Raw genomic sequence first — 19244 nt, 5'->3', positions numbered from 1 at the left:
TGCCCCGTCAGCCATTTATGTTTTATTTCTTTTCTTTTTCCGGTTTTGGCGCCAGCTTGATATGCAGCTGCTCGAGCTGTGCAGCATCTACAGGTGCCGGAGCATCCATCAGCAGGTCGGTTGCACTTGCGGTCTTAGGGAAGGCAATGGTTTCACGCAGGTTCGTGCGTCCGGCCAGCAGCATGATCAGACGGTCGAAGCCGAAGGCAATCCCGCCGTGCGGAGGAGTGCCGTATTCGAAGGCATCCATCAGGTAGCCGAATTTCTCATACGCGAGTTCCTGTGTGAAGCCGAGAGCTTCGAACATTTTCTCCTGAACCTCACGTTTGTAGATACGCTGGGAGCCGCCGCCCACCTCGTAGCCGTTAAGCACGATGTCATAAGCCTGCGCGCGGATCGCACCCGGATCTGTATCGAAGAGATGCAGGTCTTCATCCATCGGGCGTGTGAACGGATGATGCTCCGCCATGTAGCGCTTCTGGTCTTCGTCATAGCTGAGCAGCGGGAATTCTGTAACCCAGGCGAATTTGAACACACTGTCATCGATCAGGCCAAGCTGACGGCCGATCTTCAGGCGGAGTGCGCCGAGTACATCCGCAACGACCTTCTTAGTGTCAGCGGAGAAGAGCAGAAGGTCGCCTTCTTCAGCACCCGTGCGTTCCTTCACGGCGGCAATTTCCTCTTCGGAGAAGAACTTCACAATCGGGCCTTTGAACTCGCCGTCTTTGACTTGAATCCAGGCCAGGCCTTTGGCGCCGTAGCGTGCAGCATACGGTCCGAGATCATCAATTTCCTTACGGGTCCACGTACCGCAGCCCTTGGCGTTAAGGCATTTCACTTCTCCGCCCTTCTCGATCACGGAGGCGAACACCTTCACACCGCTGGAAGCAACGATATCATTCATCTCTACCAGCTCCAGGCCAAACCGCAGGTCAGGCTTGTCCGAGCCGTATTTGCCGATAGCTTCGGCATAGGTCAGCCGCTGGAACGGAGTGGCAACCTCGACACCAATCGTTTCCTTCAGCAGGCGCTGCATCAGGGTTTCCATCATGGACAGCAGTTCATCCTGCGGCATGAAGGAGGTCTCGATGTCGAACTGGGTGAATTCCGGCTGGCGGTCTGCGCGTAGATCCTCATCGCGGAAACAGCGTGCCATCTGGTAGTAACGCTCGATGCCGCCGACCATCAGCAGCTGCTTGTAGATCTGCGGAGACTGCGGAAGCGCGAAGAATTCCCCTTCATGCACACGGCTTGGCACGAGATAATCACGTGCGCCTTCCGGTGAGCTTTTGGTCAGAATCGGGGTTTCCACATCGATGAAGCCTTCGCTGTCCAGGAAGTCGCGGAAGATCTTGGCCGCTTTCGAACGGAGCAGCAGCGTCTTGTGCATTTCCGGACGGCGCAGATCCAGGTAACGGTATTTCATCCGCAGCGATTCATCCACTTCCACACCGTCTTCGATGAAGAACGGAGGCGTCTTGGCAGCATTCAATACTTCAATATCTGTAATCTGCACTTCAATCTCGCCGGTCGGCAGGTTGCGGTTGATGGTTTCATCGTCCCGTTTAACCACTTTACCCGTTACGGCAAGCACGTATTCACTGCGTACCTTATCGGCAATCTGCAGCGCTTCTCCGGAATAGTCGGGGTTGAATACAATCTGTACAATTCCTGTGCGGTCGCGCAGGTCAATAAACAGCACGCCCCCAAGGTCACGGCGGGTCTGTACCCAACCGTTCAGTGTTACTGTCTCGCCGATGCTCGCCGTTGTTAATTGTCCACAGTTATGGCTTCTGGTCATCTTTTATCCTACCCCTTCATGGTTAAAATTACATGTGCTGACTGCAGCTTACTTGCGGATACATCCATACTTTAAATTCTAATTCAGCGCCTGTGCCAGCTCTTCCAGCTTAACGGTCCGCTGCTCGCCGGTTTCCATCGATTTCAGGGCGATAACGCCGCTGTTCAGCTCGTCTTCGCCAAGAATCGCCGTATACCGGGCCGACATGCGGTCCGCCGACTTCATCTGTGCCTTCATCTTCCGCCCCAGGTAATCGCGTTCTGCGGAGAAGCCCAGGCTGCGCAGATGGAACAGCTGCTTCGTGATCTCCAGATCTGCGGCTTCACCGAGTGCGACAAAGTATACATCCAGCGGCTTCACTGCTTCCAGCTCTACCCCCTGATTCTCCAGAATCAGCAGAATACGCTCAAGGCCGATCCCGAAACCGATACCCGGCTGATCCGGTCCGCCGATCTCTTCCACCAGGCCGTTATACCGGCCGCCGCCGCCCACCGTGTCGATGGAGCCGATGCCTGCCGCTTTATACTCAAACGCTGTATGCGTGTAATAATCCAGGCCGCGTACCAGACGGGGGTTAATGCTATACTCCACGCCCATCACGTCCAAATGGCCTTTTACCTTGGCAAAATGCTCTGTGCACTCTTCATCCAGACTGTCCAGAATAGACGGGGCACCGCCGAACTTATCCTGATCGACCTTGCAGTCCAGCACGCGCAGCGGATTACGCTCCATCCGGCGCTGGCAGTCGCTGCACAGGCTCTCTCTCATCGGTCTCAGGAAGTCCAGCAGCTTCTCGCGGTAAGCCGCGCGGCTAGGCGCGTTGCCCACGGAATTCAGCTCCACTCTAACATCCTTCAGCCCCAGATCAATATAGAACTGGTACCCGAGGGAGATGACCTCCGCATCGATCGCCGGGTCCACAGCACCGAAGGCTTCAATGCCGAATTGGTGGAACTGGCGGTATCTGCCTGCCTGCGGACGTTCATAACGGAACATCGGGCCGATATAATACAGCTTGCTGACATCCGGCTCACCATAGAGCTTGTTCTGCACGTACGCCCGTACGACGCCTGCAGTCCCTTCGGGGCGCAGTGCCAGATCGCGGTCGCCTTTGTCCTTGAAGGTATACATTTCCCCTTCTACAATATCCGTTGTCTCGCCTACACCACGCTCAAACAGCCCGGTGTGCTCGAACAGCGGTGTGCGGATCTCCCGGTAGTTGAAGCGGCGGCAGAGATCCCTTGCTTTGCCCTCAACGTACTGCCATTTCTCCACTGCACCCGGAAGCACATCCTGCGTACCGGTTGGTTTCTCGAATCTTTCTTTAGCCACAGCCTATCCCTCCTGAAAATAACCCCTCTTACTCCTCATGGAACCCATTGTCTCTGCTTCTAAAAACAACAAAAAATCCCCCGCCCTGTTTAATTACAAACAGGGACGAGGGATTATCATAACCAATAATTCACCCGTGGTACCACCCACATTCCGGACTTAAGCAACTGCGCTGCTCCAAATCCGCTCTAAGCGGTTAACGCCCGCCTACGCGCAATCGGCTACTGACTCTGGGCAACCTGCTGCTGCCTGCTTTCGCCGTGCGTTCTCGGGGAGGTCATTCATCCGTTCATCAACAGAATCCTTACAGCCGTGCGGATCAGGTGTTGCCGTCCTTCACTTGGACGGCCGCCGGATCAGCGGGATTCCTCTCTGGGGTTGTGGGTTACGGATTACTTGGTCCCGTCATCAAAACAATATAACATACCGTATATTGTTAGATTCTACTGAACCACTGCGCTAAAGTCAAGGAATGAATTGAATTGAGTTGAGTTGAGTATCCCGGCTCGCAGCCAGGGTGAATCAGCCGGAGCTGTGCAAGCGCACATGGCCTGCGCAAGAACTGGGCGCGGCTCCTCAGGATTACCTGCCAGCCAGGAGGACAGAGATTCCGCTATTTCAACAAATCCGGCAAAATCGCGGGGCAATCGGACTCAGATTCCGTTATGTGTCCAGAGATGCCTCATTTCGAGCTGGAATGAACAAGATAACGGAATCTCAGTCCGTTTCATCCTCTAAAGTAAGCTTTTATGGAAAATAAGGGCTTCTCAGTCCGCTTCACGGTCCGCTAGACGATCCGCTACAAGGTCTGCTTCACGCTACCGGCTACTGACGCCTTTCTGCTCCAAGCATGCCCGCCACAGTAGCAATAAGTCACAAATTCCCTCTAAAATACCCCCACAAAGTGGGGCTTTGGCGTAGATAGATGACTCAGGTACTTTGCGGGGACCCCGAAACATATAGATTCTGATATTGTAAACAAGTGGAAACGGCTTTGCTGTCCTTGTATAGGGACAGAACCGTTTCAGTGAGAAATAGAAGGATAATTTATAGCGCGAAGCATGTAAATTCTTAGATTTCAAAAAAAATGACCTGCAGCCGATTGCTGCAGGTCCATCATCATATATTATAAAAAAGGGGGTCATGCTTCTATTATAAACACGCTATATTAAGGAATCATGAATGTAATATTACAGTTGCATTACAGAAAAGAAAGCGTTTTATTGAGTGGTACATGCCTATGTCTGAACTCTACAGATTAGGTTACACTACAACCCTATTCCCTGTCTAGAGAATTCATGCAGTTTCCGCTTCCCTGCGGGCAAATAAATAGCTCCAGCCTCTCCCTGAGGGAGGACTGGAGCTGAATTGGTTATCCGGATTAAGCAGGGCCTCCTGCTTAATCAAAAATCTCCACATAGGCCTGCTTGCCGCGCAGAACCTCAACAACCTCATTGTAATGATTCTCAGCCACTTTGAGATCCATGACGTAATGCAGGTTCTCCAGATCGCTGTTTTTCAAATCAGAGCCGCTGTGAACCTCTCCCGCCGTACGTTCATCATCTGTCCGGCCCAGATCATCATCAACAGTAACTCCAGGCACAATAGCTGCTCCGGTAAGCGGCCCTGTCGCGCCCCCTGCTGCGTAGACCCCTCCGGCAGCTGTAGCCGAAGTATTATAGGGAGCCAGCGGAATTAGAATATTGCGGCGGTTGTTTCCGCCCGTATCCAGAGGATCCGTCAGCGCCGACACTTCAATTCCTTCTACACCGTATGGAATCAGTGCAGTCTTGGCACCTTCCGCTGCATCTTCCGTGCTGAAATAGGCTTGGATTCTTTTAGTCATTGTCAATCCCTCCCAAGTGGTTTGTTTAAATGTATTACAACACCTTAAGCAGCTCACGCACAAATGCGGGCTCATCCTTGGGTGTGCGTGAAGTAATATAATTGCCGTCCACGACGACCTCTTCATCCTTGAATTCCGCGCCGGCATTCACGATATCATCCTTCAGCGGAGGGTAGGAGGTAAGCGTGCGGCCTTGTACCAGACCGGCACTGATCAGAATCTGCGGCCCGTGGCAGATAGCAGCTATAGGCTTGCCGGCACTGTCCGCATCTTTTACAAATTGCAGGATATCCTGGTCAAGACGAAGGTTCTCCGGCGAAGATCCGCCCGGGATGACTACAGCATCATAATCTCCGGCTCTCACCTCGCTGACCGCTTTGTCGGCGGCATAAGACACGCTGCCTTTTTTACCGAGCAGGGTCTCATTTTTCTTCAGACCAATAATCTCTGCCTGATGTCCTGCCTGCAGTACTTCTTCGTATGGCACCTTCATTTCGGAATCTTCAAAACCATTAGCGAGCAGAAATGCTACTTTACTCATTGAGATATATTTCTCCTCTCTACGCTATTCTGTTCTCGTCATTCTATTACCCGCATTCCCCGGCTTTCTAACGAGCCCTCACAGGTTTCGCGAATTCCCGCCGGCTAAACACCATTTGTACGCTCCCAAAAACAGAGAAATAAGCCGCCTTCCCCGCACTCATTACGTTCGCGGCAGAAGATTGCGGCTTGTTCCCTTGAGCACCTGCAGATCCCTCTGATCCCCGGCTCCCCTTGCCGTTGCGGAAGCTTCCGTCATCGACCCCGCCGTATGGCCCTGTATACTGTTCCATATCCATGCTTTCTGTGATTGTCTCATGCTACTTACTCCCCGCAACTTGTGAATATTATTCGTTCATCACTAGTTTATCCAGCAGGGGAGACCGCTATCCTATATCAAAAAAGACCCCACAACGTGGAGTCCTCACATCAAGCTGTAAAATTAGACCGGCATTTTAAGCCCGCTCTGCTGCGCCGCCTCATTCAAGGCCTAGCCCCGGCTGTCCAGCAGCAGGGTAACCGGTCCCCAGTTCGTCAGGGAGACGTCCATCATCGCTCCAAAAATACCGGTCTCCACCTGAAGCCCGCCTCTGCGCAGCTCCTGGTTGAAGTAGTCGTAGAGCCGCTCGGCCTCTGCCGGAGCCGCCGCAGCCATGAAGTTGGGCCGCCGGCCTTTGCGGCAGTCCCCGTACAGGGTGAACTGGGACACGGACAGGACGCTGCCCCCGGCATCCGTTACGCTGAAGTTCATTTTACCGGCGTCATCCTCAAAAATCCGCAGTCCGGTCACCTTGTCAGCCAAATACTTGGCATCCTTCTCCGTATCCTCATGGGTTACGCCGACCAGCAGCATCAGGCCCTCTCCAATCGCTCCGGTCACCGTTCCGTCTACCGTCACACTCGCATCCCTGCAGCGCTGCACAACCACTCTCATAACATCCTTCAGCTCCTTGCCTTGTTGCCTTCATGCCTTATTGCATAATGCGGTTAACCGTATAGACATCCTTCACGCGCTTCACCTTATCCACCACAGACTGCAGATGATCGGTGTTGCGGATCAGAATCGTCATATGAATCATCGCCATCTTGTTCTTGTCAGAGCGTCCCGTAACCGCTGAGATATTGGTCTTGCTCTCCGACACCGCCTGCAGCACTTCATTCAGCAGTCCGTTGCGGTCATGGCCCGTAATCTCAATATCGACGCTATAATTGGCTTCCATGCTGCCTTCCCATTCCACTTCAATGACACGGGCTGATTCCTCCCCGTCCCCTTCACCCGGAATATTCGGACAATCCTCACGGTGCACGGATACGCCGCGTCCGCGGGTTACATAACCGATAATATCGTCGCCCGGCACGGGATTACAACATCGTGCGAAGCGTACAAGCAGATTATCAATCCCTTTGACACGCACACCGTTGGTCGGCTGATTGCGCTTCTCCCCGCTGGACTTGATCTCCTTCATCTCAGAGGTAAGCTCCAGATGACCGGCAGCTTCTTCCTGGTCCTTACGCAGCTTCTCGGTCAGCTTGGAGGCAATCTGCGCGGCTGTAATCCCGCCAAAGCCTACTGCGGAGAGCATATCCTCTACATCATTAAAGGCGAATTTCTTCGCCGCTTCTGACAATTTATCTTCCGTCAGCCAGTCAGAGATCTCCACGTTCAGGCGCTTCAGCTCGCGTTCGATCGCTTCACGGCCTTTTTCAACGTTCTCTTCCCGCTTCTCCTTCTTGAACCATTGCTTGATCTTGCTGCGTGCATGTGAAGACTGGGCAATCTTCAGCCAGTCACGGCTCGGCCCGTACGAGTTCTTCGAGGTCAGAATCTCCACGATATCCCCGGTCTTAAGCTTATGGTCGAGCGGTACGATGCGCCCGTTGACCTTGGAGCCGATCGTCCGGTTGCCGACCTCTGTATGGATGCGGAACGCGAAGTCAAGCGGCACAGAGCCTGCAGGCAGCTCTACAACCTCACCCTTAGGCGTGAACACGAAGACGAGGTCGGAGAAAAAGTCCATTTTGAGCGACTCCACGAATTCCTCCGCATCCTTGGCTTCATGCTGCAGCTCCAGAATCTCGCGGAAAAACGGCATCCGGTTCTCCGGATTCACATTGTTGCTGCTGCCTTCCTTATACGCCCAATGCGCGGCTATCCCGAATTCGGCAGTGCGGTGCATCTCCCAGGTACGGATCTGCACTTCAGTAGGCTCCCCGCCGGGACCCACTACCGTTGTATGCAAAGACTGATACATATTCGCTTTGGGCATGGCAATATAATCCTTGAACCGGCCAGGCATCGGCTTCCAAAGAGTATGGATAATTCCTAACGTAGCATAACAATCCTTAATATTGTCGACGATAATGCGGATGGCCAGCAGGTCATAGATTTCGTTGAACTGCTTGTTCTTGGTGCTCATCTTGTTATAGACACTGTAAATATGCTTCGGGCGTCCCGAAAGATCGCCTTCGATGCCCATTTCATCCAGCTTGGCGCGGATTCGCCCGATAACGCTGTCGATAAACTGCTCACGTTCTGCCCGTTTCTTGTGTACAAGATTGGCAATCCGGTAGTACTGCTGCGGATTCAGATAACGGAGGGCAATATCCTCCATCTCCCATTTAATCGCAGAGATCCCCAAGCGGTCTGCAATGGGACAAAAAATCTCCAGAGTCTCATAGGAAATACGGCGCTGGCTCTCTTCCGACTGGTATTTGAGCGTGCGCATATTATGCAGACGGTCCGCCAGCTTGATCACAATGACCCGGATATCCTGAGCCATAGCAATGAACATTTTGCGGTAATTCTCGTTCTGCTGCTCTTCCTTCGAGCGGAACCGGATGCGTTCCAGCTTGGTCAGACCATCCACCAGCATTGCGCAGGTATCGCCAAATTTCGCGCGGATCTGGTCCAGTGACACCGTCGTATCTTCTACAACATCATGTAACAGCGCTGCAATAATAGATATAACATCCATTTGCATATTGACGACAATATCTGCGACCGCCAGCGGATGCAGAATGTATGGCTCCCCCGATTTCCGAACCTGCCCGTGATGAGCCTGATCGGCAAACTCATAAGCTTCCCGGATGCGGAGAAGATCTTTTTCTTTTATATAGGCGCCGGCCTTTTCGGTTAATTGCTCTATGCCCATTCTCGTCGTATCCGTTTCCCTTCTATAATAAAATGAACCCGCAAGCCGTGCAGAATTTGCAGGTTCCATATGTTCCAAACTGCACTGCGCACAGATTAAAGTTGTCTATAATTATGACGCTTACGGAGGATTACGTCAACACTTGCCATAGCGTGGTATTCCTGTAAGGGAAAGGGACAAGAAAAGACAATTTTGTGGCGCGCGCAAAAATGTTGTTGTAAAAAGGCGCCGATCTATTTAATCTAGTAAAGGCGGTTTTTTAGCGTCAGGCTTACATCAAATTAGATCAGAAAGAGAAGTGAACTCCATTGCAACGCGAAATTCAAGTTAACGAAAGACTCCCTTGGGGCCCGGGTTTCCTCCTGAGTCTTCAGCATTTGTTCGCCATGTTCGGCAGCACAGTGCTTGTTCCCAACCTGTTCGGGGTAGATCCCGGCATGATCCTGCTGATGAATGGTATCGGCACATTGCTTTACATTTGGATCTGCCGCGGCAAAATCCCCGCATATCTTGGCTCAAGCTTTGCTTTTATTTCGCCGGTACTTATGGTCCTGGCTAAACACACAGACGATCATGAGCATGGATATTCGCTTGCACTTGGCGCATTTATTGTTACTGGTGTTATTTTTATTCTAGTCGCTTTGATCGTGCGTTATGCGGGCACCGGCTGGATTAATGTCGTATTCCCTCCGGCGGTTATGGGCGCTATCGTAGCCACCATCGGACTGGAGCTCGTTCCTGTTGCAGCACGCATGGCCGGACTGATTGCTCCTGAAGGTGTGGCCGTCACAGACTGGATTCCGGATGGAAAAGCTATTACCTTGTCAATGGTCACGCTTGGCGTTACCGTACTCGGCTCCGTGTTATTCCGCGGCTTCCCCAAAATCATTCACATCCTCATCGGTATCGTTACCGGTTATGTACTCGCTTATATCCTGGGCCAGGTAAATACTGGTGCTATCTCTGAAGCCCATTTCCTGTCCCATCCAACGATTATTACCCCATCCTTCGACTGGCAGGTTATCTTGACGATCATCCCTGTATCGCTTGTTGTTATCGTTGAGCATATCGGCCACCTGCTGGTTACCAGCAACATTGTCGGCAAAGACCTGACCAAAGATCCCGGACTGGACCGCTCACTGATGGGTAACGGGATTTCCACGGTACTCTCCGGATTCCTGGGTTCCACCCCGAATACCACTTATGGTGAAAATATCGGCGTTATGGCGCTGACCAAGGTGTACTCGGTATATGTAATCGGCGGCGCTGCAGTGATTGCCATCCTGCTCTCGTTCTCCGGAACGTTCTCCTCCGTCATTGCCAATATCCCGCAGCCTGTCATGGGCGGTGTATCACTACTGCTGTTCGGTGTAATTGCCGCATCGGGTCTGCGTATCTTCGTAGAGCAGAAGGTCGATTTCTCCAAAGCCACCAACATGATTCTGGCTACTCTGGTACTGGTGGTGGGTATCAGCGGCATCACATTAACGGTTGGCGGTGTACAGCTTAAAGGTATGGCATTGGCGACTATCGTCGGTATGCTTCTCTCCTTGCTCTTCAAGCTGTTTGAAGTTCTCGGCCTGTCCAATGAACAGGAAGCAGAGAAATCCGCTCATTAAGCCCTGAATACTTATATATAGAAGAAACTTGGTTATACAGTACTTTTTCAGCTCTGCAAATGCAATATAAATTCCCATTAGGATGATGAGGTAACTAGTAGAGGCTCGATACGTTCATCCCCTGATCCTTACGGACCGTACAGCTCTTATCCTTTCAAAAAGGATGCATTTCGCCGCGCTAACGGACCGTGGTGCACTTATTATCTCTCCAGCGGGCATTTTATAAATAAAAATCCGCAAATAAGTGCGCTGGAGTCCGTTAGCACATGGGTAGACTCTCCCATAGAGAAATGGCTTCTCATATTTAATCTAAAAAGCGGACTGCTGTCCTTAAATCGACAGCAGTCCGCTTTATATTTCCCGGGAAAAGTTATCCGGGCGAATTAATCCTCGTAAGTCAACAGGGTAACCACTTCAATATCCGACAGCTTATTGCGTCCGGCCAGAGCCGTTAGTTCAATCAGGAAGGCAGCGCCGACAACTTGTCCGCCAAGCTGTTCCACCAGGCTTACCGAAGTAGCGATCGTGCCGCCGGTAGCGAGCAGATCATCGGCAATCAGAACCTTCTGTCCCGGCTGGATAGCATCCGTGTGTACAGCAAGGGTATCTTTGCCGTATTCCAGATCGTATCCCACTTCAATCGTCTCGTAAGGAAGCTTGCCGCTTTTGCGGATGGGCACGAAGCCAACGCCCAGTGCGTACGCCAGCGGTGCGCCTACTACAAAGCCGCGCGCTTCCGGTCCGGCAATGACATCAATCTCCAGGTGGGCAACGAGAGCCTTAAGCTCATCAATAGCTGCACGGTACTTGGCCCCGTCTTTAAGCAGGGTAGTAATATCCTTAAAGCTGATTCCCGGCTGCGGGAAATCCGGAATCACACGAATACTGTCTTTGAAATCCAAAAGTATCATCTCCTAAAAGTTATGAGGATAGAATATCCTCACCTGAATTCTCTGTAAAAGCTCTTGCTCCGAAAGCACGCTACACCTGCTACGAGGCGCCTAACCGGTGTGACAGCATGAATTCCTGCAGTTCGCCGCGGCTGCCTTCCATGAAATACTGCTCCATTTCAGCAGTCTTGCCCAGCCTGACGAAATGCTCTGACGCCGTCAGGCTCTTGGCGGCCGGCTGCATGACAAAGGTAATGCTGCCGCCGCTGCGTTCAATGAAATCAAGTTCAGCGAACACATCAAGCATTCTGCCCAGCATGCGCACACCCAGTGCAGACTGGCGGCTGAGCCGCAGCAGCACTTCATGCTCGGGGGTTGCGGTTGCTGCGATCGAGGCGATCAATTTATATAACGACTTGAAATGATCCCGCGTAGGAACCTGCAGCCGGTCACGGCCGTCGCGGATCGAATGCAGCAGGGCAATATTCTCTGTGCGGGGAAACGCAGTGAACAGTGCTTCCAGCTGCTCCGGCGTTTCCGGCATATCCAGCAGACAGAGCAGTGTTATCTCTGCTTCGTCATTCCCCGGCTCACCCTGATGCACCTGTGAAATTCCGGCATCCTCATCGTAGACCCACAGCGACATGCCCTTCAGCTCGCGCAGTGGAGACCTGCGGCTGTTCTGAAATACCGCCGCTGTCTTAACCGGGCTGCTGCCGCTGTACGAACGGAGCAGCTCCTGAATATGCGCTGCCTGCTTGACCGCATCCGCAGCACCGCGCAGGTCGAACAGCTGCGCGGCAGGCACTGCAAGATCCTGCAGCATCAGCTGAGGCTTGCGTGAGCCGTTCCATTCATTGACCGACAGCTCAGCCAGTACATCAATGACTGTACCATCAGGCAGCAGATCAGCCAGGGACCCCTTGCCGAAGGCCACCGCTTCGATCGTCACCTTATCCTGCTGCAGGACAAGCTTCAGATGTTTGCCGTCCTGGCCCATCTTGCGGGTCTCCTTCACAGCAGCTCCGCGCAGAATGAATCTCGGCAGCGGGTTAGCCATCCCGAAGGGGGCAAGCCGCTCCAGTTCAAGCGCAGCCTGCAGTGACAAATCAGCAATCGAGACCTCACCGTCTGCAGCCGTCACGGCTACAAAGTCCTCTGGTGTCAGGATAGATGCAGCATATGCATTAAGCGCTGCATCAAAGTCTTCAAGCTTGTCCTGCGGCAGGCTCATTCCGGCCGCAGCCGGATGCCCGCCGAAATGGTCCATTAGTCCGGCGCATGAGGATAACGCCGCATAGATATCCAGTCCGGGGATCGAGCGGGCAGAGCCTTTGCACATCCCTGTATCCGGATAAATATCCAGAATAATAACCGGACGATAATACTTTTCCAGCAGCTTAGAGGCCACAATCCCGACAACGCCGACATTCCAGCCCTGCTCAGCCAGCACAATAATATCCGGAAGCCCGGTTTGACTGATTCTCTGCTCCAGCTTGGCCGTAGCTTCCCCTACAATTCTCTCCACGACCAGTTGACGTTCCTTATTCAGGAGGTCAAGCTCTCCGGCAAATTGTTCTGCCTCTTCAGCATCTGCGGTAGTGAGCAGTGTGACCGCCCGGCCTGCATGGTCCAGCCTTCCGCTGGCATTAATGCGCGGCGCCATGCCGAAGGCAATATTAACAGCGCTCACGGTGCTCATCGTAATTCCGCTGACAGAGAGCAGCGCCCGAATTCCCGGAAACGGCGAATTCCGCATGCTGGTTAGCCCCCGGCGCACTAGACTCCGGTTCTCCCCAAGCAGCGGCATCAGATCCGCAACGGTACCGATAGCGGCAATCTCACACCATTCTTCAGGAACTCCGCTGCCAAGAAGGGCCTCGGCCAGCTTATAAGCTACACCCACTCCTGCCAGCCCCTTGAAAGGATACGGGCAGTCCGGCAGCTTCGGATTAATGAGTGCATAGGCCTCAGGCAGCAGCTCCGGCGGCTCATGATGATCTGTGACTATGACATCAATGCCCAGCTCAGAAGCGTAGGCAATCTGATGATAGGCACTGATACCAGTATCCACCGTAATAACGAGAGATACTCCCTGCTGCAGCGCCCAGTCGAGCGCATGATTATGCAGACCATAGCCTTCATTGGAACGATGCGGGATATAAATGTCAAAAGAAGCGCCCAGATGACGCAGAAGAAAGATCATCAGCGCAGTACTGGACACCCCGTCTGCATCATAATCGCCATACACCAGAATATGTTCTTCATCTTGCAATGCCTTTCGAATCCGTGGCACAGCCTCGGCCATTCCTTTGAGCAGGAATGGATCATGACTATCCTCCGCTCCGCCATCCATGAATACCAGTGCCTTATCGGCAGTATCCATGCCTCTTTGCACGAGCAGTGAGGACAGAAGCGGAGAAATAGAAAGGCTCCGGGCCAGTTCCCGGTTTTTCTCGGGATCGGCTGCCGGAGATTGCCATCTTGTTTTTGAATGAAGCAATACAGCTCACCTTTCTCTCACCTTGCAGACTACTGAAGCAGCGTGGGAATATCATTATCCACGAGCTCATGGTTGCTTTTATAGGGATAACCCGGGTCATACGGCACCACATCCATTTGAACCTCGCCTACATGAACGAACCGGTGCTGCAGCAGCTTCCGGGCGCATTCCGAGATATCCTGGGCTTCCATCACGCTAATCCGCGGATTTACGCTGATCTTGACATGAAGATTCACATAACTGCCTTCCTCCACTGCCTTGAGCTGCTCCACCCGGATGACTCCATGCACACGCTGGACGGTCTCAATGAAGCTGGCGGCCTCCTCGGAAGGAAGCTCCTGAATCTTTTTGCTGTAGACAGAGGAAGTAATCAGAGAATAGCCTTTGCGGATAACCAGACATCCGGTCAGCAGTGCGGCAATCGGGTCCATATAGAGCATAGGATGCCAATTGAAATACCCGCCAGTCATGGCCAGAGCAATACCTATAAATACGGTTATGGAAGTATATAGACTGAAACGGTGGGTATCCGCATACGCGGCATGACTGCCATCGTTCTTTTTTTTGTAATAACGGTATTGATATTGAAAGATAGCCTCTTTGAACACAATGCAAATCAAGACGGTTACAAGTGCCGACTGCCCAGGTGCCGATAAATGTCCCCGGGTTAAATCACGAATGGCCGAGAAAGCAATCTGCAGCCCGCCCATAAGAATAAGTACAGAAAAAAGAATGGCCGCCATCGGCTCTTTATTTCGTTGACCGGCCCGTCTGCCCGATGATCCTGCATACTTGTGACTCTGCTTCGAGTTCCACGGAATAACCCCTGCCAGCTTGGCGGCGGCATCTGCTCCGGAATAGATGGCATCCCCCATCAATGCTTTGCTGCCTGAAAGATAGCCGAAGGCGCCTTTGGCCAGAGCCAGCGTAACATCACTGAGTATTCCAGTCCAGGCAACGGTGTCTCTTGCAGCTAATTGTTTGTCATTCATAACGAGGCCCTCCTTACCACTAGCAAGTAATCTCATGATGATGAAATTGGCTTAAGATGCTGATCCAAAGATTCCGAAAAGCCGCGTCGCTTGTGACGCGGCTTTCCTGAAACTTAAGTTTTAGGCTTTGGCCGGGTTGCTCTTTACCGGCGTCTTCTGGCGTTTCTTGAGCAGCAGCCAGAGCGGACTTGCAATAAAGATCGAAGAATAGGCTCCGAAGAGCAAGCCGATTACCATGGCAAGCGAGAACATTTTGATCGACTCTCCGCCCATAATCAGCAGGAAGAATGCGGCAATAAATACCGTAAAGGCTGTATACAGGGAGCGCATAAGGGTCTGGGACACACTCTTATTGACCAGGGCCTTAAGATCCTCATACGACCTCTGTTTACCGAACCGCAGGTTCTCGCGGATCCGGTCGAAGATAACGATCGTATCATTAATGGAATAGCCGATAATGGTCAGCACCGCGACAATGAAGGTTATGTCTACCTCCAGACGGAAGATGGAGAAGACCGCTACAACCATAAATGCATCATGGAGCAGCGCCACGATGGATGCCAGTGCGAACCGCCATTCAAAACGGATACTCACATAAATAATAATCCCGATACTGGACAGAAGCACCGAATAGATCGCATTGCGGGCTAATTCCTTAGCCATCTCTGTATCTACTGTGTTGACTTCGAAGGATGCCTGACCGTCAATCTTGGTGATTGCCGTTTTCAGGGTTTCACTCTGAGTATCATCCAGCTCTTCATCGTAGCGGATGTTAACCCGCTGATCCCCGATGGTAATGGTAGGATCATGGCCAATTCCTGCTTCATCCAAAGCCGGCTGCAGCTGAGCCAGCGTGATGCTCTTGGAGAGAGCTACGTCCACATTGGACCCGGCCTTGAAATCAACGCTGTAATTCAGGCCGAAGGTTGCCAGAAAGACCAGACCAGCCACCGTAATGGCGATGGAGAAGATATAGAAAAACTTGCTTAAATGTACGAAATCAAGCTCTTTCTTAAAGCGCACTGATGTCACTCTCCTTTACCCCAAATTGCTTCGGCTTTTTGAGTGCGCCGGCTTTAACCAGCACTGTCAGCAGCCAGTGGGCAAAATAAAGGTTTGTTACAATACTAAGTACAATTTCCACGATCAGAATCAGCGCGAAGCCTTTAACCGCACCTGTACCGAAGGCGAACATGACAGCCGCTACAATGATCGTAGTGACATTCGCATCCATTACGGTACGGAATGAAGTTTTGTTACCTGCTTTGACGGAAGACAAAATACTCTTACCGCTGCGCATTTCTTCCCTAATCCGTTCATTGGTAATGATATTGGCATCGACCGCCATCCCTATACCGAGAATGAACGCGGCAATACCGGGAAGGGTCAAGGTAAAATCAGCTATAACGAACACCAGAATCAGCAGCCAGGTATGAAGAATCAGCGCGAAGCTGGCCAGTACACCCGGAAGACGATACATAAACATCATGAAGACCAGAATGATCAGGGAACCTACAATACCTGCTTTAACCGTTTGGTCAAGAGACTGTTTACCAAGTGTTGCCCCTACGCTCTGGGAATATTTCTCCGTAAGCTTCAGCGGCAATGCACCGAGATTGATCGTATCTGCGATCTCACGGGCCTCATCTAGTGTATAGCCCCCGGATATGGAAGCTTTACCATCGGTCAGGACTGCCCTAACATAAGGAGGCTCGGACAATAATGTCTCATCCAGATAAATGGCGAGCTGCTTACCCAGCAGACGTTCGGTAATTTCCGCAAACTTATCTTTGTCCTTAATAGAGATGCTGATCTCCGGACGGTTGAGGTTATCGCGTTGCACGTCTGCCGCGCCTTCAACAAAATCACTGCCTACCAGTTCAATCTTGCTGAAGACTCCGGGTGCATCACCATCAGCGGCACTGCGGAAGGTCAGAACTGCCGGTTCTTTCATTTTCTTGCGGACCTCGGCTTCGTCAGTAACGCCCGCAATCTTCAGACGGATGCGGTCCGTACCTTCGGTTGTAACCTCAGGCTCGCTTGTTCCGAGTGCATTCGCCCGTTTCTCCAGGCTCTCCGCTGTTTTTTGCAGCGAAGCACGGGTCAGGGTTCCTCCCGTATCCATCGGCTCGGCGTGGTACAGAATCTCAAATCCGCCCTTCAGGTCAAGACCTAGACGGACCTTGTCCAGCAGCCCGGGAGTTGTAAATCCCATGACGCCGGTTAGAACGACCACGGTGATGATAAAGCTCAACATTCTCTTCATGCTCTAGCTAGTTCCCCTTTCATTACTCAATATTCCTATTATAGCTACGTGCGAAATCACCGTCAATTCAAGAGGAATGACGGTGCCGGATTCACACAAAGAAACGGCCGGTTCTGCTTCTGGGCACAAACCATCCGTTTGGATAGGAACTGTTGAATTACTCTTCTCTTACTTTACTGCTTCCTGTAGCCGTTTGCAAAAGAAAATCGTTCCTTTTGAGCAAATTAGGCCGTCAGTTCAACCCCCGGTAGGCTGCCATGGTCAGATAATTCATGTAACTGCCCGATTTCAGTGAATAAATATCATTGACCAGTTTATGCAGAGGAGGTCTTCCTTCCTTAACATAATTACGGCTGACACAATCCCAAATATCCTTACCGGTCACATATTCATAGCCGAGGAGCCGGAATTCCTCCGCTTTGCTGATGCACATGGCTTCGATTTCTTCACTAAGCTCGTCATATCTCCATTGTTCCGATTCCACGTGTTGACACCTCCAAAGATTCCCCGTTACGTATGCTCAGAGATAAATATTCGACCCCTCTGCCGGTCTTTCCTTCTTTCGGCCAAAAACTTGTCATATGGAAAGCTTGTCATGGAGTTGACCTGTAGCAGCATATCCTTATACAAGCCTGCTTGGAAGAGGAACAAATTCACCGGAAGTTTTCATCTAATTTGGGAAGAAGGAGTGCCCTTTGAGGAAACAGACCTTTATACAAGGAACATTAATCCTGTTATTTGCAGGCATCATTAACCGGATGCTTGGTTTTATTCCCCGGATTGCTTTGCCGCGGATCATCGGCGCCGAAGGAGTAGGACTATATCAGCTTGGATATCCGTTCTTTATCGTATTGGTAACCGTCATTACCGGTGGGCTGCCGCTGGCAATTGCCAAAATGGTTGCTGAAGCAGAAGGAGAGAACCGCCCGGAGCAGTCCCGCAAAATCCTGCATACGGGCCTGGCAATCAGCCTGACGCTGGGTATTTTTTTCACCATTGTAGCTCTGCTCAGCGCCTCTTGGGTATCAAACGTTATTCTGACCGACCAGCGGGTATATTACACCTTTGTCAGCATGACTCCAATGATTGCAATCGTGGCCGTTTCGTCCATCTACCGCGGATATTTCCAGGGCAGGCAGAATATGCTTCCCTCGGCATTTTCCTCTGTGCTGGAATCAGTCATCCGGATCTTCTTTATGCTTTGGTTTTCCTGGCTGCTGCTCCCGAAAGGAATTGCTTTTGCGGCAGCAGGTGCGATGCTGGGCGTTACTGTAGGTGAAATAGGCGGAATGCTGGCCCTGCTGCTGCAATATTATTATATCGTCAAAAAGGACAAGAATGAGGCTCCGCCTCCTGCCGGCACGGCTGTTTCGGGTAGTTCTGCAGAGTCCGGAGATGAACCGCAGAGACAACCCGGGGGTGTGCTTAAGCGGCTGATCGGCATCTCTGTACCTGTAACCGCCGGACGCCTGATCGGCTCCTTCTCGTATCTGCTGGAATCCATTATTACCGTGCGCAGCCTGGCCCTTGCCGGAATAGCTGCCGCAGCCGCAACTGCACAATATGGTTCCCTGCAGGGAATGGTTATCCCGCTGCTGCTGCTGCCGGGTGTGCTCAGCTCCTCGCTGGCCGTTTCCCTCGTCCCTTCCTTATCCGAGGCAGCTGCCCGAAATGACCTGCCCACGATTCATAAAAGAATGCATCAGGCCCTGCGGCTGGCTATGGTAACGGGCGCCCCGTTTGCTGCTGTTATGTACGTTCTTGCCGTACCTTTATGTACACTGATGTACGGCAATGCAGCGGATACGGCACCTATGCTGCGGATGATGGCACCGTTCGCTTTATTCCTCTATGTCCAGGCCCCGCTGCAGGCCGCACTTCAGGCAATGGACCGCCCGGGCAAGGCACTGATTAATACACTGATTGGTGCGGTTGTCAAAATTTTGCTGATTCTGCTGCTCGCCTCCAGGCCGGAATACGGGATTCAAGGAGCCATCATCGCCATTATTGTCAATAGCCTCCTCGTGACTATACTGCATGGATACAGTGTTATCCGGCTGACAGCCATGTCCTTAAGGTGGTCGGATCCGGTCAAAATTATAGCGGCTACGATCATCATGGCTGCCGGAATGACTTACGTCTATACCTCAGTTCATGTCTCCTCCTCACAGTGGATACAGTTTCTGGCTGCCGCTGCCTGCGGGATGGGCGTATACTTTAGCATTTGCCTGTTATCGGGCCTGATTTCCAGGCGTGATCTGGAGCGTGTGCCTTTCTTCAAACGCTGGCGCAGCTAACATCTT

The 19244-nt window shown here is 52.0% G+C and carries 15 protein-coding genes; 2 read left to right on the top strand and 13 right to left on the bottom strand.

Annotated features, from left to right (window positions below; all coding sequences use genetic code 11):
* Nucleotides 1-22: 22 nt before the first annotated feature.
* The 7 genes from aspS to QW71_RS05540 all read right to left on the bottom strand — a co-directional run bounded on the left by aspS (nucleotide 23) and on the right by QW71_RS05540 (nucleotide 8671).
* Nucleotides 23-1801 carry an aspartate--tRNA ligase gene (aspS, locus tag QW71_RS05565; protein ID WP_039294518.1) on the bottom strand — a complete coding sequence of 593 codons (1779 nt, stop codon included), beginning with the start codon at nucleotides 1799-1801 and terminating at the stop codon, nucleotides 23-25.
* Between the two features lie 78 nt (nucleotides 1802-1879).
* Entirely contained in the window at nucleotides 1880-3133 is a 1254-nt protein-coding gene (gene hisS / locus QW71_RS05560) for a histidine--tRNA ligase (protein ID WP_039294515.1), read from the bottom strand.
* Nucleotides 3134-4532: 1399 nt separating this feature from the next.
* Nucleotides 4533-4979: a hypothetical protein gene (locus tag QW71_RS05555; protein WP_039294513.1), complete on the bottom strand. Its 447-nt coding sequence runs from the start codon at nucleotides 4977-4979 to the stop codon at nucleotides 4533-4535.
* A gap of 34 nt (nucleotides 4980-5013) precedes the next feature.
* The gene (locus tag QW71_RS05550; protein WP_039294511.1) at nucleotides 5014-5520 is read right to left on the bottom strand and encodes a type 1 glutamine amidotransferase domain-containing protein; all 507 of its coding nucleotides are present in this window, start codon (nucleotides 5518-5520) and stop codon (nucleotides 5014-5016) included.
* 162 nt (nucleotides 5521-5682) lie between these two features.
* On the bottom strand, nucleotides 5683-5838 hold the full coding sequence (locus tag QW71_RS40380; protein ID WP_160311781.1) for a hypothetical protein: 156 nt from the start codon (nucleotides 5836-5838) through the stop codon (nucleotides 5683-5685).
* A 171-nt stretch (nucleotides 5839-6009) separates the two neighbouring features.
* Nucleotides 6010-6453 (bottom strand): D-aminoacyl-tRNA deacylase, encoded by a 444-nt coding sequence (gene dtd, locus QW71_RS05545; protein ID WP_039294508.1) that lies wholly within the window; start codon nucleotides 6451-6453, stop codon nucleotides 6010-6012.
* A gap of 37 nt (nucleotides 6454-6490) precedes the next feature.
* Nucleotides 6491-8671, bottom strand: a complete 2181-nt coding sequence (locus QW71_RS05540; RefSeq protein ID WP_039294505.1) for a bifunctional (p)ppGpp synthetase/guanosine-3',5'-bis(diphosphate) 3'-pyrophosphohydrolase — start codon at nucleotides 8669-8671, stop codon at nucleotides 6491-6493.
* 308 nt (nucleotides 8672-8979) lie between these two features.
* Here QW71_RS05540 and uraA point away from each other — a divergent pair, with 308 nt between their 5' ends.
* A complete protein-coding gene (gene uraA, locus QW71_RS05535; RefSeq protein WP_039294502.1) occupies nucleotides 8980-10290 on the top strand; it encodes a uracil permease in 1311 nt (436 codons plus the stop codon).
* Nucleotides 10291-10673: 383 nt separating this feature from the next.
* Here the strand turns inward: uraA and QW71_RS05530 are convergent, their stop codons facing one another.
* The 6 genes from QW71_RS05530 to QW71_RS05505 form a co-directional block, all read right to left on the bottom strand.
* The gene (locus QW71_RS05530; protein ID WP_039294499.1) at nucleotides 10674-11192 is read right to left on the bottom strand and encodes an adenine phosphoribosyltransferase; all 519 of its coding nucleotides are present in this window, start codon (nucleotides 11190-11192) and stop codon (nucleotides 10674-10676) included.
* Nucleotides 11193-11280: 88 nt separating this feature from the next.
* Nucleotides 11281-13683 (bottom strand): single-stranded-DNA-specific exonuclease RecJ, encoded by a 2403-nt coding sequence (recJ, locus tag QW71_RS05525; protein WP_039294496.1) that lies wholly within the window; start codon nucleotides 13681-13683, stop codon nucleotides 11281-11283.
* Nucleotides 13684-13712: 29 nt separating this feature from the next.
* Nucleotides 13713-14675, bottom strand: coding sequence for a cation diffusion facilitator family transporter (locus QW71_RS05520; RefSeq protein ID WP_039294492.1), 963 nt, complete (start codon nucleotides 14673-14675; stop codon nucleotides 13713-13715).
* A gap of 120 nt (nucleotides 14676-14795) precedes the next feature.
* Nucleotides 14796-15698: a protein translocase subunit SecF gene (secF, locus tag QW71_RS05515; RefSeq protein ID WP_039294489.1), complete on the bottom strand. Its 903-nt coding sequence runs from the start codon at nucleotides 15696-15698 to the stop codon at nucleotides 14796-14798.
* Nucleotides 15688-16941, bottom strand: coding sequence for a protein translocase subunit SecD (gene secD / locus QW71_RS05510; protein ID WP_039294486.1), 1254 nt, complete (start codon nucleotides 16939-16941; stop codon nucleotides 15688-15690). Before secD ends, secF begins: the two co-directional genes overlap by 11 nt.
* Nucleotides 16942-17173: 232 nt before the next feature.
* Nucleotides 17174-17425 (bottom strand): post-transcriptional regulator, encoded by a 252-nt coding sequence (locus tag QW71_RS05505; RefSeq protein ID WP_039294483.1) that lies wholly within the window; start codon nucleotides 17423-17425, stop codon nucleotides 17174-17176.
* Between the two features lie 211 nt (nucleotides 17426-17636).
* Between QW71_RS05505 and spoVB the strand changes: the two genes are divergently transcribed.
* On the top strand, nucleotides 17637-19238 hold the full coding sequence (spoVB, locus tag QW71_RS05500; RefSeq protein ID WP_039294480.1) for a stage V sporulation protein B: 1602 nt from the start codon (nucleotides 17637-17639) through the stop codon (nucleotides 19236-19238).
* Nucleotides 19239-19244: the final 6 nt, after the last annotated feature.

Origin of the sequence: Paenibacillus sp. IHB B 3415 (assembly GCF_000802655.2) — a bacterium.
In the GTDB taxonomy this organism is placed as follows: Bacteria; Bacillota; Bacilli; order Paenibacillales; family Paenibacillaceae; genus Paenibacillus_AQ; species Paenibacillus_AQ phytohabitans.
Note: the sequence above shows the minus strand (reverse complement) of the source record. Positions and strands in the feature narration are given on the sequence as shown.

Bases quoted from the DNA above. Each gene is read 5' to 3' on its own strand.
- aspS (WP_039294518.1), bottom strand. From the start codon at position 1,801: ATGACCAGAAGCCATAACTGTGGACAATTAACAACGGCGAGCATCGGC.
- QW71_RS05555 (WP_039294513.1), bottom strand. From the start codon at position 4,979: ATGACTAAAAGAATCCAAGCCTATTTCAGCACGGAAGATGCAGCGGAA.
- QW71_RS05550 (WP_039294511.1), bottom strand. From the start codon at position 5,520: ATGAGTAAAGTAGCATTTCTGCTCGCTAATGGTTTTGAAGATTCCGAA.
- QW71_RS40380 (WP_160311781.1), bottom strand. From the start codon at position 5,838: ATGAGACAATCACAGAAAGCATGGATATGGAACAGTATACAGGGCCAT.
- dtd (WP_039294508.1), bottom strand. From the start codon at position 6,453: ATGAGAGTGGTTGTGCAGCGCTGCAGGGATGCGAGTGTGACGGTAGAC.
- QW71_RS05540 (WP_039294505.1), bottom strand. From the start codon at position 8,671: ATGGGCATAGAGCAATTAACCGAAAAGGCCGGCGCCTATATAAAAGAA.
- QW71_RS05520 (WP_039294492.1), bottom strand. From the start codon at position 14,675: ATGAATGACAAACAATTAGCTGCAAGAGACACCGTTGCCTGGACTGGA.
- secD (WP_039294486.1), bottom strand. From the start codon at position 16,941: ATGAAGAGAATGTTGAGCTTTATCATCACCGTGGTCGTTCTAACCGGC.